Raw genomic sequence first — 15,981 nt, forward strand, 5'->3', positions numbered from 1 at the left:
CGGCGCCCCCGGCCCCGCCGACGCCCCTGGCTCCGCCGGTCCGCCCGCCCGCACCGGGTTCGGCGGCGCCGCCGCAGAGCCCGCTGGGCGTGCAGGTCACCACCGGCGACGTCACCCTCACCGAGACGTACTGGAACACGGCGAGCGCGGCCGCCACCCTGCAGGTCACGGTGCACAACACCGGTACCACCGCGGAACGGATCCGACTCTCGTACACGCTGCCCGCCGGGCTGACCGACGCCGGCACGAAGGGCTGCGCCGCCGCCGGTGGTGGGGCGTACCGCTGTGGGGCCTGGTCCGCCGGGGCGGGTGTCCGGTTCAGCACCGTGCTGCGCCTGCGGGTCGCCGGCACGGCGTGGAAGCAGATGCCGCTCAGCGGCTCCGTCCAGGTCATCGCGGATGCGCCGGGAGTGCCCGGGGAGGCGAGCGACGACCAGGGCTTCGCGGTGCTCTTCCCACCCGGCCCGCCGGTGCCCGGGATCACGCTCGCCGCCGACGAGGTGGCCTTCGACATCAGCGGCAGCCCGAGCACCGTCACGGTCCGGCTGGGCAACACCGGCACGGTGGACGCCGCCGGCCGGGTCGAGGTCGTCCTGCCGGCCGGGGTGACCGTGCCGACACCACCGCTCGGCTGTGTGGCGGTCGACCCGACGCGTACGCGCTGCGACGCCGGCATGGTGCTGGCGGGCACGACCGCCGAGGTGCAGCTGCCGGTGGAGGCGACGCCGCAGGCCCAGCGGGAAGCGCCGCTCTCCGGTGCCGTGATCGGTCAACTCGACCCACGCAGCGGCCCGACCCGTCGAGTGCAGATGAGCTTCCGGATCACCGCGGCGGCCGCCCTGGCCACGCCGGTGGTGTCCCCGCCCGCGCCGACCGGCTCGCAGGGCGTACTCCCTGCCGGTGCCGCGAACGACGACGGCGGGATGACCTCGGTGCAGCGCACCGCGGTCATCCTGATCACGGTCTCCACGCTGCTGGTGGTGCTGGCTCTCACCCTGGCCATGACCTCGCTGCGCCGCCGGTTCGGCGGCCCGCCGCCGGAGCCCGCGCCCACCGCCGCCGACTGATCGACGGACGACCCCGGCGCGGTGCCGCCGGGGTCGTCGGCGCGGCCCGGTGGTGATCTGAATTACGGCGGGCAGGGCGAAACACCACAAACGCGGGCATTTAGCGACCCGGTCGGGTCCCAGTCGGCGGACCTCCGGGGATGGTTAGGGCTCCCTTAGACGTAGGCTCTCAGGTGAGGAACGACAGCGGCCGGACCAGCCTGGGGCGGTGCGGTGAAGCGTTGCGTCAGGGAGGTTCCGTGGCCGGGCAAGCCCCGCAGTCGCGAACGAAGGTGGCACAGTGACCAAGCAGATCCGTCAACTCGACCGGGTGGTCATCCGGTTCGCCGGTGACTCCGGCGACGGCATGCAGCTGACCGGCGACCGGTTCACCTCGGAGACGGCGCAGCTCGGCAACGACATCTCCACGCTGCCAAACTTCCCCGCCGAGATCCGGGCTCCCGCCGGCACCCTGCCCGGCGTGTCGAGCTTCCAGGTGCACTTCGCCGACTACGACATCCTCACCCCGGGTGACGCGCCCAACGTGCTGGTGGCGATGAACCCGGCGGCCCTCAAGGCCAACCTGGCCGATCTGCCGCGCGGCGCGGACATCATCGTCAACACCGACGAGTTCACCAAGCGCAACCTGGCCAAGGTCGGCTACCAGAGCAGCCCACTGGACGACGACTCGCTGGCCGGCTACGTCGTGCACCCGGTGGCGCTGACCTCGATGACGGTCGGCGCGCTCGCCGCCCACGAGGTGTCCAAAAAGGACGCCGAGCGGTCGAAGAACATGTTCGCGCTCGGCCTGCTCTCCTGGATGTACTCCCGGCCCTACGAGTCGACGCTGCGCTTCCTGGAGCGCAAGTTCGCGGCCCGCCCGGAGCTGGTCGCCGCGAACGTCGCCGCCTTCAAGGCCGGCTGGAACTTCGGCGAGACCACCGAGGACTTCGGTGTCCGCTACGAGGTCAAGCCGGCGAAGATGAAGCCGGGCACGTACCGGAACATCACCGGCAACGCGGCCCTGTCGCTGGGGCTGGTCGCCGCCGGGGTCCGCTCCGGGCTGCCGGTCTTCCTGGGCGCGTACCCGATCACGCCCGCGTCGGACATCCTGCACGAGCTGAGCAAGCACAAGCGCTTCGGCGTTATCACCGTGCAGGCCGAGGACGAGATCGCCGCCGTCGGCGCCGCCCTGGGCGCCTCCTACGGCGGGTCGCTCGGTGTGACCACCACCAGCGGCCCCGGCGTGGCGCTCAAGAGCGAGACGATCTCGCTCGCGGTGGCGCTGGAGCTGCCGCTGGTGATCGTGGACGTGCAGCGCGCCGGCCCGTCGACCGGTATGCCGACCAAGACCGAGCAGGCCGACCTCAACATGGCGCTCTACGGTCGGCACGGCGAGGCGCCGGTCGCGGTGATCGCACCCCGGTCACCGTCGGACTGCTTCTTCGCGGCGCTGGAGGCGGCACGGATCGCGCTTACCTACCGCACCCCGGTGATCCTGCTGTCCGACAACTACGTCGCCAACGGCTCCGAGCCGTGGCTGCTGCCGGACGTGGAGTCGCTGCCCGACCTGCGGGTCGAGTTCGCCACCAAGCCCAACGGCGAGGACGGCACCACCTTCCTGCCCTACCTGCGTGACCCGGAGACCCTGGCCCGGCCGTGGGCGATCCCCGGCACTGCGGGCCTGGAGCACCGGATCGGCGGTCTGGAGAAGGCCGACAAGACCGGCGACATCTCCTACGACCCGGCCAACCACGACTTCATGGTGCGCACCCGGGCCGCCCGGATCGAGACGATCCCGGTGCCGGACATCGAGGTGGAGGACCCGGACGGCGACGCTCGGGTGCTGGTCCTCGGCTGGGGCTCGACGTACGGGCCGATCGGCGCGGCATGCCGCGGCGTACGCCAGCGCGGCCTCTCCATCGCCCAGGCGCACCTGCGGCACCTGGCTCCGATGCCGGCCAACCTCGGTGAGGTGCTGCGCTCGTACGACAAGGTGGTCATCCCGGAGATGAACCTGGGCCAACTCGCCCACGTCATCCGGGCCCGCTACCTGGTCGACGCGATCAGCTACAACCAGGTCCGCGGTCTTCCGTTCACGGCCGCCGAACTGGAGACGACGCTGGAAGAGGTGCTGAAGAATGTCTGAGCCCGTCGCCGTCAAGCTCACCGCGAAGGACTTCAAGTCCGACCAGGAGGTGCGCTGGTGCCCCGGCTGCGGTGACTACGCGATCCTGGCGGCCATCCAGCAGTTCATGCCGGAGCTGAACATCCCCCGGGAGCGCACCGTCTTCGTCTCCGGGATCGGCTGCTCGTCCCGCTTCCCGTACTACATGAACACGTACGGGATGCACTCGATCCACGGTCGGGCCCCGGCGATCGCGACCGGCCTTTCGGTGTCCCGGCCGGACCTCTCGGTCTGGGTGGTCACCGGCGACGGCGACGCGCTCTCCATCGGTGGCAACCACCTCATCCACGCGCTGCGGCGCAACGTCAACCTCAAGATCCTGCTGTTCAACAACCGGATCTACGGTCTGACCAAGGGCCAGTACTCGCCGACCTCCGAGGTCGGCAAGGTCACCAAGTCGACCCCGGCCGGCTCGGCGGACGCCCCGTTCAACCCGCTCTCGCTCGCCCTCGGCGCGGAGGCCAGCTTCGTCGGCCGGACCATCGACTCCGACCGCAAGCACCTCCAGTCGGTGCTGCGGGCCGCCGCGGAACACGAGGGCTCGGCCTTCGTGGAGATCTACCAGAACTGCAACATCTTCAACGACGGGGCGTTCGACCAGCTCAAGGACCCGTCCACCCGGGACGACTACCTGATTCGCCTGGAGCACGGGCAGCCGATCACCTTCGGTGCCGACGGGCGGTTCTGCGTGGTGCACCCGCCGGGCGGCTTCGGCCTGGAGGTCCGGGACACCAGCTCGGTCCGCCCGGAGGAGATCGTCGTACACGACGCGACGGTGACCGACCCGGCGTACGCCTTCGCGCTGTCCCGGCTGCCCGGCCTGGACCTGCGCAACACCCCGATCGGAGTGTTCCGCTCGGTGGACCGCCCGTCCTACGACAGCGTGGTGCAGGCTCAGCTCGCGGCGGCCAAGGCGAAGGTCACCGAGACCCCCGAGCAGCAGCTCGCCGGCCTGCTGGGCAGCGGCGACACCTGGACCATCCTCTGACCCGTCCGCACTGACGAGAGCGGCCGTCCCCGGATTGGGGGCGGCCGCTCTCGTCGTGTCGGCGCTGCTCAGCGCTGGGCGGTGGCCGGGGTCCAGAGGTTGTCGATCTCCTTCTCGGCCGCCGCGAGGCTCGCCTCGTGCAGCGGGATCAGCTCGGCCATCGCCGGCACCGACGGCGCCAGGGTCAGCTCGGCGCTGATGAAACGCGGCTGCATCCCGGTCATCGACAGGCCGTGCGGGAGCCACGGCTCAGCGTGGTCCCAGCCGTAACGAGGGGTGCCATCGCCGTAGCCGCCGCCCCGGGTGGCCAGCACCACGAACTCGCGGCCGCCGAGCAGGCCCTCCTGCGTCGTCGGGTCGTACGCCAGCCCGGGAACGATCAGGTGGTCGACCCAGGACTTGACGCTGCTGGGCGCGCCGTAGTTGTAGAGCGGCAGGCCGAGCAGCACCACGTCGGCCTGCTTCACCTCGTTGACCAGCCGCTCGCTGAGCTCCCAGGAGTCGCGCTGGGCCGGCGTGTGCTGGTCCGGAGGCGTCATCCGCGCCAGTCCGCCATCCGCGTCCAGGTGCGGCAGCGGCTCGGCGCCCAGGTCCCGGTAGGCCACGGTGCCGTCCGGGTGGGCCGCACGCCATGCGTCGACCGCACGGGCGGTGAGCCGCCGGCTGACCGACCAGTCACCGCGGATGCTCGAGTCAATATGCAGAAGATGCATCATTCCTCCTTTAGGAATCGTTCGTGAGGCACCAACTATTTATAGCAGGCCGATGTTCCGCTGAGTCGGTAGACTGGGTCACATGTCCGCGCAGCCGCTCGACTCCTCGGAGCACCGCTCGGGCGCGCTCCTGGACCATCTGGCCCGGCGGATGCGGCTGCGGTCGGAGTCGGTGCTGGCGCCGCTGGGGCTACGCCCCCGACACCTGGTCGCGCTCACCGTGCTGCGTGCCGGCGGCGGCACCGGTCAACAGGCGCTCGCCGCCATCCTGGAAATGGACAGCACCAACATCGTCGGGCTGCTCAACGACCTCGAGGCGAAGCAGCTGATCGAGCGTCGACGCTCACCCGAGGACCGCCGTCGACACGTCGTCGAACTCACCGAAGATGGGGCAAAACGCCTCAGTGAGGCCGAATGCGCCCTGGCCGGCGCCGAGGACGAGGTGCTGGGCGCACTGGATCCCGCCGAGCGGGAGACGCTCTACAAGCTGCTCAGCCGGGCCTCCAGTGGCACGGCGGTCAACTGCACCGAGGCGATCTGCGTCACCGACGACGCCTGCTGACGCCGCGTCCCTACAGCGGTGACGGAGCCGTCACGCCGGCCAACGGCGGCGCAGCCGTCACCTCAGGGGCCGGGCGGTCACGCCGGGCCGGCCGCGGCGCGACGATCAGGCGGTCGTGGCCGACTGGGGGCGATCATCGCGTACGTGTACCAGCATGTCGCCGGTTTCGATCACCGCGCCAGCCCGGTCGGCCAGGGTGACCACCTTGCCCCGCCGCACCAGGGCGATCACCAACGACTCCAGCTCGCGCGGAGAGCGACCCACCTCGTCCCGCTCCGCGGAACGCATCGCCAGCGCCATGCCCTGGCCGGGAGTGAGCAGATCCTCCACCACGTCGATAAGCGGCGGTGCCGAGGTGGACAGGCCGAGTAGCCGACCCGCCGTGGCCGAGGAGACGATCACATGGTGCGCACCGCTCTGCTTGAGCAGCGGGGCGTTCTCCGCCTCCCGCGCCGCCGCGATGATGCGGACCTGCCCGGCGGTGAGCTGCCGTACGGTAAGCGCGACCAGCACCGACGCGTCGTCGCTGTCGGTCGCGATGATCACGGCCTTCGCGGTCTTGACGTGCGCCTCGTTCAGCACCGACGAGCGGGTCGCCGAACCTTCGATCGCCACCAGCCCAGCGGAGGTGGCCTGTCGCAGGGCGGCGGCGCTGCGCTCCACCACCACGATCCGCGAGCGGTCCAGACCGTTCTCCATCAGGGCGGAGACAGCGCTGCGCCCCTTGGTGCCGTAGCCGCAGATGATGACGTGGTCCTTCACGGCTCTCCTCCACCGCGACAGGCGACGGCCGGTCCGGTACTGCTCGGTCAGAACTTCCAGGGTGGTGCCAACCAGGATGATAAGGAAGATCACCCGGGCCGGGGTGATGAATAGGACGTTGACCAGCCGGGCCGACGGCGCGGCCGGGGTGATGTCCCCGTAGCCGGTGGTCGAGAGCGACACGACCGCGTAGTAGAAGCAGTCGAGCAGGGTGAGGCCGTCCTCATTGACGTCGCGGTAGCCGTCCCGGCCCAGGTAGACCGCTGCGACCACGGCGAAGACCAGGCCCAGGGCGGCGGCGAGCCGAAGGCTCAGCGCGCTCAGTGGGCCCCGGCGCTGCGCGGGAAAATGGATCACTGTCGAACCTGCTCCCCCGCCGTCGCCTGCACGCCCACAACATAGCGGGTACACCGCCGACCGCACGTCCGGGTCGCGGCGGACAACCGGCGGCGCTTGCGTACCCGACTACCGGACGACAACGTTCGGGCCCTGTTACCGGCGGCCACGCTGGTGCCTCAGCCGGCCGCCTGGCACACCCACCTGCACCCGTGAGAGCCCCGGGCCCGCGCCGTCGGAGCGGCGCGGGCCCGGACGGGTCGGCCCGGACGGCCGGGGACGGGCATGATGAGGGTGTTCCCGACGACGACCGCGAAAGTGAGGCCGGCATGTCGTTGCTGCGACGAGTCATCGGCGGAGTGCTCCGCCGCCACCGCCAGCGTCAGGGCCGCACGCTGCGCGAGGTGGCCGCATCGGCAGACGTCTCCGTGCCCTACCTCTCGGAGGTCGAGCGGGGTCGAAAGGAGGCCTCGTCGGAGGTGCTGGCGGCGATCTGCCGAGCGCTCGGCATCAGCCTCGCCGACCTGCTCGGCGAGGCCCGCGACGACATGCGCCGGGTCGAGCCCCGCCTCCCGGCCGCGCCGCGCGCCGCGCTCACCCACCTGGAGCGGGTCGATGCGACTCGGCGGGAGATCGGCAACGCCACCCTGCTGGTGGGTCCACGTGTCGGCGGGTTCGTCCTGCACCGCGGGCCGGTGGCGAACGAACCGACCCTCAGCGTCGACGAAAGAGCCTTCGCTGGTGGCTCGCGCCCCGGTCCGCGTACCTCCGCTCTGGCTGACTGCGCACAGACCCGGCTGGGCCTGCGGCGGGTGACCGTCGCGTAGGCCGCGCGGTTCTGCCGTCGGCGGATCTGCCGGCGGCAGAATCACTGGGCCAGCCACCGCCGTCGCCGGCACGCTTGAAGGGCCGGTCCACCGGGTGGTCCCCACCGCCTGCCGGCGCGGTGGAAGGCGGCGGCAGATGATGAGGTACGGCGCACAGATGCTTGACGGCGGGCAGCCGTCCTTCGGTGACCAGGTCTTCGAGCGGCTGCTGCGGGAGCGGATCGTCTTCCTCGGCACCGAGGTGACGGAGGAGTCGGCCAACCAGATCTGCGCGCAGATCCTGCTGCTCGCCGCCGAGGACGCCGACCGGGACATCTACCTCTACATCAACTCGCCGGGTGGTTCGGTGAGCGCGGGAATGGCGGTCTACGACACGATGCGCTACGTCCGCAACGACGTGGCGACGCTGGCGCTCGGGTTCGCCGGCTCGATGGGGCAGTTCCTGCTCTGTGCGGGCACGGCCGGCAAGCGGTACGCGCTGCCGCACTCGCGGATCATGATGCACCAGCCGTCCGGCGGGATGGGCGGGACCGCCGCCGACATCACCATCCAGGCCGAGAACATGCTGCACGTGAAGCGCACGATGCAGGAGCTGATCGCCCAACACAGTGGACGGACCCTCGACGAGATCCAGCGGGACTGGGACCGGGACCGTTGGTTCACCGCCGAGCAGGCCCGCGAGTACGGCCTCATCGACCACGTGGTCACCCGAGCCGAACAGCTGCCGACGCTCTGATCAACGCCCCCGGGCGGCGGGCCCAGTCGGGTGGCGCCTCACCGCGCTCTCCTAAACGATCGCCACGAAGACCCTCGGTGACCTCGTCACCGAGCTGGTGATGAGCGGCTTCGGCGAGCCGGTCACCGTCACCGCCCCGCCCGCCCGCCCGCCCGCCCGCCAAGGACACCGAGGCGGCGGCAGCCGAGATGTGCAAGTACTTCTGACGTTCTGTTCTGCCATATCTTCAAGATCCGCGCAGTTTCGGGGAAAGTGCCGCCTCCGGTTGCCGTGAGGCGGCATCTTCCCTGAAGTTGCGCGGATCTTGGCTTATCCCGCTGATCTTCGAGCGCGACCTCGCGTAGCGCTCCGGTCAGGGGCGGCCGTTGATGCTCGCTCGCGCGGCTGCTGCCTGCCGGTGGCGGCGAAGGTGCCGGTGACCCGCCCGACGGTGAGGTCAACGGCGACCTTGACCAGCTTGTCGCCGCGATAGTCGTAGGCGAGCACCTCGGTTCGGCGGGTGGTTCCGTCGCCGTCCGCGCGCAGCATCCTCCATTGAGGACGATCGTCGTTGAGCAACTAACGGAATCCGTGGCATGAGATCACGGTTGGTGATCGGGTTTGGCGTGCCGAGAGGGAGCGCGGCGCCGACCAACGGCGTGCTCAGTCGCGGCGAGGAAGGTGCGGGTGGTGACGGGCGTCGCTGGATCGGGTGCCGTCGGGGTGCACCGACTCACATCGTCGTGCGCGCGACCAGGCTCCTGCCCAGAGGGCGGGCTTGGCTGATCTTCGAGGTGCCCCCGGCAGGATTCGAACCTGCGACACACGGTTTAGGAAACCGATGCTCTATCCCCTGAGCTACGGGGGCGCGAGGGCCTAGTCTAGCGACCTGGGGTTCACCTGGGGTGGCAGGGAGTGCCCACGTTCATCCACCCCACCCGGACCCCTGTTCCCCCAGCCCAGGGCCGCACCCCGAGCAGCGAACCCGGCCTGCGACCGACGGTCGGCCGCAGTGTTCCGCGTTGGCATCGATTGACCCGGGTTGGCACCCACTGGAAAGCGCCCACTCGCACATCCGCGCCTACGGGCTGGGGTGCCGGGCGGCGCGACGACGCTCGGTGAGCCGTCGCGCCTTCACCGCGTTGCCGCAGTCGGCCATGCGACACCAGCGGCGGGAACCGTTGCGGCTCTGATCGAGGAACAGCCAGCCACAGCCCCCTTCGAGCACCGGACAGCGGCGCACCCGGGTCAGATCGGCCGTCAGCATGACGTCGAGGGCAGCCTCGGCCATCCGGTCGGGCACCAGCATGGCCGGCACCGTGCCGTAGACCAGCCGCACCTGCGACGAGTCGAGCACGAATCTTGCTCGGGCAGCCGCGCCGGACCAGCGCTGATGTAGTGCGACAAGGGCGGCACCGGCCGCGATGGGGTCACCCGCCGCTGCACCGTCCGCGTCGGTGACCGCCGCGAGCAGCACGAGATAGAGCCCTTCACGAATGTCCCGCACGGCGGCCAGCCCCGCGTGCGCCGCCGCAGGCTCGTCGCGCCACGCACGGCCCACCTGGTCGGCCTCCGCGTCGCTGACCACGCCCACCCGGACCGACCAGCGCAGCAGGGCGGAGCTGTCGGACAGGAAGTCGTGCGGCGACGCACCCCCTCGCTCCAGCGTGTTGGCCAGATCGAGTGCCGGGTGGCCGCCGACCAACGGTAGCTGGCACACGTCCAGTGGCATGCAGCAAAGCTACCACCTAAACCCTCGAAGGTGGTTACGCCCGACGCCCGTCGATGCTACCTTCAAAACCCAGTTAGCCGGAATCACGAAGCCTCGTTCGTGACGGCTGCTCGCTACACCTCGTCCAGGATCTGGGAGGTAGCCGATGGTGCACCAACGACGTGCGGCCTATGCCCTCGCCGCGTTGTCCGCCGCCACTTTCTGTTACGTCACCACCGAGGTGCTTCCGATCGGGTTGCTCACGCTGATCGCGCCAGACCTGGGACGCTCCAGGTCCGAGGCCGGTCTACTGGTGACCGGGTACGCCGTGGTGGTCATGATTGTGGCGCTCCCGCTGACCCGGGTCACTCGGCGTGTGCCCCGGCGCCCGCTGCTCGCCGGCGCCCTCGGTGTGTTCGCCGCGGCGACGACGGTGTCGGCCTTCGCCACCTCCTACGAGGTGTTGCTCGCCGCGCGGTTGGTGTCCGCCACCACCAACGGTGTCTTCTGGGCGGTGGTGTTCCCGGTGGCGATCTCGATGTTCCCCGCGAACATCCGAGGCCGCATCGTGGCTCGACTGTCGATCGGTAACGCCCTCGGCCCCGTCCTCGGCGTGCCGCTGAGCACCTGGTTGGGCGGGCAGGCCGGGTGGAGGGCCGCCTTCGTCGCGATGGCCATCTTCGGCTTCGTCACCTGCATCGCGGTCGCCCTGCTCCTGCCGAGCGTCACACCGCAACAGAGCGCCGGCGACATCGGGCCGATGCCGGATCGGCACCGTTTCGTCGTGCTCCTCCTCGCCACCATCCTCGCGGTCACCGGTGCCATGGGCGCGTTCACCTACATGACCGTCTTCCTCCTCGACGTCAGCGGGTTCGCGGCAGCATCTCTCGGCCTGCTGCTCTTCGTTCAAGGCTCGTTCGGCGTCGCCGGCACCTGGGTGGTCGGCCGGGTCCTGGACCGGTTTCCGCTCGGTGTCGTGCTGGTTCTCCTCGGTCTCCTTACCGCCGCGATGCTCGGCCTCTCTGGATTTGGCGCCAGCAAGGCATTGACGGTCCCGTTGCTCGCCCTGGCGGGGATGTCGTTCAGCTCGCTGATCGCGGGAATCCAGCACCGCGTCATGCAGGTGGCCCCGTCGACCACCGACATGGCGTCGGCCAGCCTCAGCGTCGCGTTCAACTTCGGCCTCGCGGCCGGCTCGTTCATCGGTGCGGGCCTGCTGGTGACGGCCGGGGTGCGCGTCATCCCGTTCTTCGGTGGCCTGCTGACGGCCGCGGCGATCGCGTTGCTCGCCGGCCACGAGATGTCCCGTAAGCGAGGGCGGAACCACAAGCCTGACCACAGCAGTTGGCCGGTGCGACAGACCCACAGCCGCGATGCCGAGAAGCCACAGGCCACCAGCGTGCGGACATAGGGACGGGCCCGGTGCGGAGAGTGGTCCTCCGCGCCGGGCCCGCCGCATCGGTTGGGGTCAGCTGGTCACGCAGTCGGCCAGCACGCCCGGGCCGGTGCCGGTGCCCTGGAAGCCGAAGTTGGTCGACTGGCGACCAAGGACTCGTCCGTTGTAGCTCACGTTGGTGAACCCGACGGTTCCGCTGGTGCCGCTGACCTGAGCGTTCCAGGCGCTGGTGACCGCGCCGCCGGGCAGCGGGACAGTCACGGTCCAGCCGTTGATGTCCGACTTGCCGGCGGTGACCGTCACGCTTGCGGTGAAACCGCCGGCCCACTGGTTGACCGCGATCGACGCGTAGCAGCCGTCACCCGCCGGCGGCGTGGTGTTCGGCGGAGGGGTGGTCGGCGGCGTGGTCGTCGGCGGGGTCGTGGTCGGAGGAGTGGTGGTCGGCGGCGGCGTCGTCGGCGGGGTGGTGGTGGGCGGGTTGGGCGCGCCGTTGGCCAGGCTGAAGGCCAGGTCGGGCTGGAACGAACCGGCCGTGAAGCGGCAGCCGTCCGCCTCCCCCGGCGGCTTCACCCACAGGTACGCGTCGATGTTGGCGTCGCCGGTGTTGGTCGTCGGGTACTGCCCGATGCGCCGGTCGGTGTTGTCGTCGCCGCACCAGTCCCCGCTGGCGCCCCCGTTACGGCTGGTGTCGATGACCTGGCGCTTGCCCGAGATGCCCATGCCGTTGAGGGCGGAGATGACGGCCCGGCCGAAGTTCGCCTCGCTGGAGGTGGAGTTGTAGTTCGACACGTTGGTGAAGAAGCCGTCGGCGTACTGCACGCCGGCCGCCCGGAGCCGGTTGGCCGTCTCACCCGAGCTGTTCCAGGTGGAGTGGCCGCCGTCGAGGTACACCTTGGCGTTGGGGTTGCCGGACTTGATGGTCCGGGTGGCCGTGGAGATCGCCGCGTTGCGCGCGCTGATCTCGGCGCCGCTCAGGCAGGTCAGCAGGGCGAGCGAGTCGGTTTCCAGGATGATGATGACGGTCTGGTTGCCCAGTCCCCTGGCGAAGTTGGACACCCACGTCTGGTACTGGTTGAGGTCCGGCGCACCACCGGCGCTGGCCCCGCCGCAGTCCCGGTTGGTGATCTCGTACACCGCCAGCACCGGGATCTGCTGCGCCGCGTTGGCGGCGCCGATGAATCCGGATACCTCGGACTGCACGGTCGAGGGGTTGAAGTTGGCGAACCAGCGGGCCGCCGGCTGACTCGCGATCTTGTCGCGGATGACGGCGGTACGCGAGTCGCCGGGGTTGGCGGCGACCCAGCGGACGACGGCCGAACTCGGGTCGCGGTAGAGCGACCCGGACAGCGTGCCGGCGGAGGCGCTGCTGACGGCGAGGCAGACGCCGACGGCGGTGGCGCCCGCGACGGCCGCCACGCTGATGGCCGCCGATCTGCGGCGGAGCGAGGAGAGGATAGCCACGACGTGTTGCCTCCAGATCACATAGATGTATCTAAGTTCATGGGAGCGTTCCCATGGACGTTAGCGGAGGCGCGTACCGCTGCCAAGGTGTGAAGCTCGCCGATGGGGCAAATACCGGTGTTCGTGTGCCATGGAGACGCGCGTGGTGGGACGCGGGTGCCCTTGCCCGACTGCTTGACCAAGGGCACCCGCCGGATCACCCTGGCAACGGCCCCGAGCGGCGATCTACGTGTTGCATATCCGCAGCCGGGGCCGTATCGCCACGGGAGCGGGCCGCGCGCTGCGCCTGCTGCGAAGGTGATGCGTATCGTGGATAGAACGGCTGCCAGTTCTGGGCAGGGAAGGCCTCGACATGACAGACGGCACCGTCTACTCCGGCCCGCACTGGCACCGCTACGCCACCAGCGACACCGATGAGGCGCACGACTACATCCGGCGAGCATTCTTCGACGTCAGGGTGCGGTTCTCCGGGGAAGGCCGCGACGGAGCCGGCCTCCGTAACGTCACGACCAGCCTCGCCGACGTCGACGTGACTCGCCTGCACTACTCGGCGCGTACCCTACGTCCGCCAGGTCCGCCTCGAACGCGCGCACCGCGACCTGCCCGGCCACCGGTGCCACCGTCACCCTGATCCCGAGGCGTTGGGGCTTCACCCACCTCGGACGCTTCAGCACCGACTACCGCGCCGCCTACGGCAGAAGCCCCAGCCACACCCTGCGCACCTGACCCCAGCCTCGTCGACGAAACCGGCGGTCGTCTCGGCCGGCTGGCCCGGTCAGACCCGGGCCAGCCCCAGTGCACGCACATCGACCGCGACGTCGGGGCCGTAGGAGTCGGCGATGCGGCGCTCGAACGCGTCCGCGTCGACCGTGTATTCCTGCGGGCCCTCGACCTCCAGGACGTGCGCCGCCAGGACGCAGCCCACCTGTGCCGCACGTTCGATGGGCAGGTCGGCGGCGAGCGCGGCGAAGAAGCCGGCCCGGAAGCCGTCGCCGACACCGGTCGGGTCGACGATGCCGCCCACCCGCGCCGCCGGCACCAGGAAGTCGCCGTCCTGCCCGGTGATCCGTACCCCGTTGGCACCTAGGGTCACGACCCGCACGGCCACGCGGCGCAGGATGTCGTCTTCGCTCAGCCCGGTCTTCGACTCCAGCAGTGCCGCCTCGTACTCGTTCGTCAACAGGTAGCGCGCGCCGTTGATCATCGCCTCGATGTCGGCCGACGGCATCCGGGCCAGCTGCTGTGACGGGTCGGCGGCGAAGGGCAGGCCCAGTCGGCGGCAGGCGGCGGCACGGGCGAGCATCGTGTCCGGGTTCTCCGCGGCGACGATGACGAGCCCGAGGCCACCGGCCCGCGCGGCGACACCGTCGAGGCTGATCCGGTCCGGCTCGCCCATGGCGCCGGGATAGAACGACGCGATCTGGCAGAGGTCGGTGTCGGTGGTGCAGATGAACCGGGCGGTGTGCGCGATCGAGCTGACCTGCACCTCCGAGCAGTCGACCCCGTGGCCCTCCAGCCAGCTGCGGTAGTCGCCGAAGTCGCCACCGACCGCGCCGAGCAGCACCGGCCGGTGCCCGAGTTGAGCGAGCCCGAAGGCGATGTTGGCCGCGACCCCGCCGCGCCGGACGACGAGGTCGTCGACGAGGAACGAGAGCGAGACGGTGTCGAGGCTGCCGGCGATGAGTTGCTCGGCGAACCGCCCCGGGAAGCGCATCAGATGGTCGGTCGCGATCGAGCCGGATACGGCGATCATGCGGGGCGGGCCCTCTCAGTAGCGGTAGTGGTCGGGCTTGTAGGGCCCTTCGACCGGGACACCGAGGTAGCTGGCTTGTTCCTTGGTCAGTTCGGTGAGGCGGACACCCAGCGCGCCGAGGTGGAGTCGCGCGACCTTCTCGTCCAGGTGCTTGGGAAGGGTGTGGACGCCGACCGGGTACTGGTCGGTGCTGGTGAACAGCTCGATCTGCGCGATGGTCTGGTTGGCGAAGCTGTTCGACATCACGAAGCTCGGATGCCCGGTGGCGTTGCCGAGGTTCAACAGCCGCCCCTCGGACAGCACGATGATCGAGTGGCCGTCCGCGAACCGCCACTCGTCCACCTGCGGCTTCACGGTGATCCGCTCGACGTCGCCGCGTTTCGCGAGACCGGCCATGTCGATCTCGTTGTCGAAGTGGCCGATGTTTCCCACGATCGCCTGGTGCTTCATCCGCGCCATGTGCTCGTTGGTGATCACGCTGAAGCAGCCCGTCGCGGTCACGAAGATGTCCGCGGTCTCGACCACGTCATCGATGGTCGCGACCTGGTAGCCGTCCATCGCCGCCTGCAGTGCGCAGATCGGGTCCACCTCGGTCACGATGACCCGCGCACCCTGACCACGCAGACTCTCGGCGCAGCCCTTGCCGACGTCGCCGTAGCCGAACACGACGGCGACCTTCCCGCCGATCAGCACATCGGTGGCCCGGTTGATCCCGTCGATCAACGAGTGGCGGCAGCCGTACTTGTTGTCGAACTTGCTCTTGGTCACCGAGTCGTTCACGTTGATCGCCGGGAACAGCAGGTTTCCCGCCTGCTGCATCTCGTACAGCCGGTGCACACCGGTCGTGGTCTCCTCGGTCACTCCCTTGATCCCGGCGGCGACCCGCGTCCAGCGGCGGTTGTCCTCCCGCAGCGACCGCGTCAGCACACCGAGGATGACCTCGTACTCCTCGGAGTCGGCGCTCTCCGGCGACGGGACCGCCCCGATCGCCTCGAACTCGGCACCCTTGTGCACCAACAGCGTGGCGTCACCACCATCGTCGAGGATCATGTTGGGGCCCTGCCCGTCCGGCCAGAGCAGCACCTGCTGGGTGCACCACCAGTACTCGTCGAGGGACTCGCCCTTCCAGGCGTAGACCGGCACACCCGCCGGGGCGTCCGGGGTGCCGGTCGGGCCGACCACGGCCGCTGCCGCCGCGTGATCCTGGGTCGAGAAGATGTTGCAGGACGCCCACCGGACCTGCGCGCCGAGCGCCACCAGCGTCTCGATCAACACCGCCGTCTGAATCGTCATGTGCAGCGAGCCGGTGATCCGCGCACCCTTTAACGGCTGTCGCTCGGCGAACTCCCTCCGGATCGACATCAGACCCGGCATCTCATGCTCGGCCAGCTCGATCTCCTTACGCCCGAAGGCCGCCAACGATAGATCCGCCACCTTGAAATCGCTGAAGTTGCCAGTCATGTCCGCACCCTCCCGCACCAGTGTCGAGGACCGTTGGAGTCCCGTTCAACCGCGCCCGTGCT

Annotated in this window: 15 protein-coding genes and 1 tRNA gene; 8 read left to right on the forward strand and 8 right to left on the reverse strand. The window is 70.0% G+C overall.

The window, feature by feature from the left end; all coding sequences use genetic code 11:
• From PSH25_RS00965 to PSH25_RS00975, 3 genes are all read left to right on the forward strand, one after another.
• Positions 1–1,067 (forward strand): hypothetical protein (locus PSH25_RS00965; RefSeq protein ID WP_238657126.1); only part of this gene is annotated, 1,067 nt, incomplete at its 5' end.
• 280 nt (positions 1,068–1,347) lie between these two features.
• Positions 1,348–3,195 (forward strand): 2-oxoacid:acceptor oxidoreductase subunit alpha, encoded by a 1,848-nt coding sequence (locus PSH25_RS00970; RefSeq protein ID WP_238657127.1) that lies wholly within the window; start codon positions 1,348–1,350, stop codon positions 3,193–3,195.
• Positions 3,188–4,222 (forward strand): 2-oxoacid:ferredoxin oxidoreductase subunit beta, encoded by a 1,035-nt coding sequence (locus PSH25_RS00975; protein ID WP_238657128.1) that lies wholly within the window; start codon positions 3,188–3,190, stop codon positions 4,220–4,222. Before PSH25_RS00970 ends, PSH25_RS00975 begins: the two co-directional genes overlap by 8 nt.
• 68 nt (positions 4,223–4,290) lie before the next feature.
• On the opposite strand, the gene PSH25_RS00980 is transcribed toward PSH25_RS00975, so the two are convergent.
• On the reverse strand, positions 4,291–4,935 hold the full coding sequence (locus PSH25_RS00980; RefSeq protein ID WP_238657129.1) for an FMN-dependent NADH-azoreductase: 645 nt from the start codon (positions 4,933–4,935) through the stop codon (positions 4,291–4,293).
• A gap of 82 nt (positions 4,936–5,017) precedes the next feature.
• Between PSH25_RS00980 and PSH25_RS00985 the strand changes: the two genes are divergently transcribed.
• A complete protein-coding gene (locus PSH25_RS00985; RefSeq protein WP_238657130.1) occupies positions 5,018–5,497 on the forward strand; it encodes a MarR family winged helix-turn-helix transcriptional regulator in 480 nt (159 codons plus the stop codon).
• A 105-nt stretch (positions 5,498–5,602) separates the two neighbouring features.
• Here the strand turns inward: PSH25_RS00985 and PSH25_RS00990 are convergent, their stop codons facing one another.
• Complete coding sequence (locus PSH25_RS00990; protein ID WP_238657131.1) at positions 5,603–6,616, reverse strand: potassium channel family protein; 1,014 nt, start codon at positions 6,614–6,616, stop codon at positions 5,603–5,605.
• Positions 6,617–6,924: 308 nt separating this feature from the next.
• Between PSH25_RS00990 and PSH25_RS33840 the strand changes: the two genes are divergently transcribed.
• Both PSH25_RS33840 and PSH25_RS01000 read left to right on the forward strand, forming a co-directional pair.
• On the forward strand, positions 6,925–7,422 hold the full coding sequence (locus tag PSH25_RS33840) for a helix-turn-helix domain-containing protein (RefSeq protein ID WP_308193599.1): 498 nt from the start codon (positions 6,925–6,927) through the stop codon (positions 7,420–7,422).
• Positions 7,423–7,558: 136 nt separating this feature from the next.
• Complete coding sequence (locus PSH25_RS01000; protein ID WP_238657132.1) at positions 7,559–8,158, forward strand: ClpP family protease; 600 nt, start codon at positions 7,559–7,561, stop codon at positions 8,156–8,158.
• Positions 8,159–8,467: 309 nt separating this feature from the next.
• Here the strand turns inward: PSH25_RS01000 and PSH25_RS01005 are convergent, their stop codons facing one another.
• From PSH25_RS01005 to PSH25_RS01015, 3 genes are all read right to left on the reverse strand, one after another.
• The gene (locus PSH25_RS01005) at positions 8,468–8,716 is read right to left on the reverse strand and encodes a hypothetical protein (RefSeq protein ID WP_238657133.1); all 249 of its coding nucleotides are present in this window, start codon (positions 8,714–8,716) and stop codon (positions 8,468–8,470) included.
• Positions 8,717–8,932: 216 nt separating this feature from the next.
• Positions 8,933–9,005 (reverse strand) — tRNA-Arg (locus tag PSH25_RS01010).
• Positions 9,006–9,218: 213 nt separating this feature from the next.
• Entirely contained in the window at positions 9,219–9,869 is a 651-nt protein-coding gene (locus PSH25_RS01015; RefSeq protein WP_238657134.1) for a CGNR zinc finger domain-containing protein, read from the reverse strand.
• A gap of 145 nt (positions 9,870–10,014) precedes the next feature.
• On the opposite strand from PSH25_RS01015, the gene PSH25_RS01020 reads away from it, so the two are divergent.
• Complete coding sequence (locus PSH25_RS01020) at positions 10,015–11,259, forward strand: MFS transporter (RefSeq protein ID WP_238657135.1); 1,245 nt, start codon at positions 10,015–10,017, stop codon at positions 11,257–11,259.
• Positions 11,260–11,316: 57 nt separating this feature from the next.
• Here the strand turns inward: PSH25_RS01020 and PSH25_RS01025 are convergent, their stop codons facing one another.
• On the reverse strand, positions 11,317–12,705 hold the full coding sequence (locus PSH25_RS01025; protein ID WP_238657136.1) for a glycoside hydrolase family 6 protein: 1,389 nt from the start codon (positions 12,703–12,705) through the stop codon (positions 11,317–11,319).
• Positions 12,706–13,057: 352 nt separating this feature from the next.
• Here PSH25_RS01025 and PSH25_RS01030 point away from each other — a divergent pair, with 352 nt between their 5' ends.
• Positions 13,058–13,336, forward strand: coding sequence for a hypothetical protein (locus PSH25_RS01030; protein WP_238657137.1), 279 nt, complete (start codon positions 13,058–13,060; stop codon positions 13,334–13,336).
• A gap of 144 nt (positions 13,337–13,480) precedes the next feature.
• On the opposite strand, the gene PSH25_RS01040 is transcribed toward PSH25_RS01030, so the two are convergent.
• Together PSH25_RS01040 and ahcY are read right to left on the reverse strand one after the other, a co-directional pair.
• Entirely contained in the window at positions 13,481–14,458 is a 978-nt protein-coding gene (locus PSH25_RS01040) for a carbohydrate kinase family protein (protein ID WP_238657138.1), read from the reverse strand.
• Between the two features lie 15 nt (positions 14,459–14,473).
• The gene (gene ahcY / locus PSH25_RS01045; RefSeq protein ID WP_238657139.1) at positions 14,474–15,919 is read right to left on the reverse strand and encodes an adenosylhomocysteinase; all 1,446 of its coding nucleotides are present in this window, start codon (positions 15,917–15,919) and stop codon (positions 14,474–14,476) included.
• Positions 15,920–15,981 lie beyond the last annotated feature (62 nt).

The sequence above is a fragment of the Micromonospora foliorum genome (assembly GCF_022229015.1).
GTDB classification, from domain to species: Bacteria; Actinomycetota; Actinomycetes; order Mycobacteriales; family Micromonosporaceae; genus Micromonospora; species Micromonospora foliorum.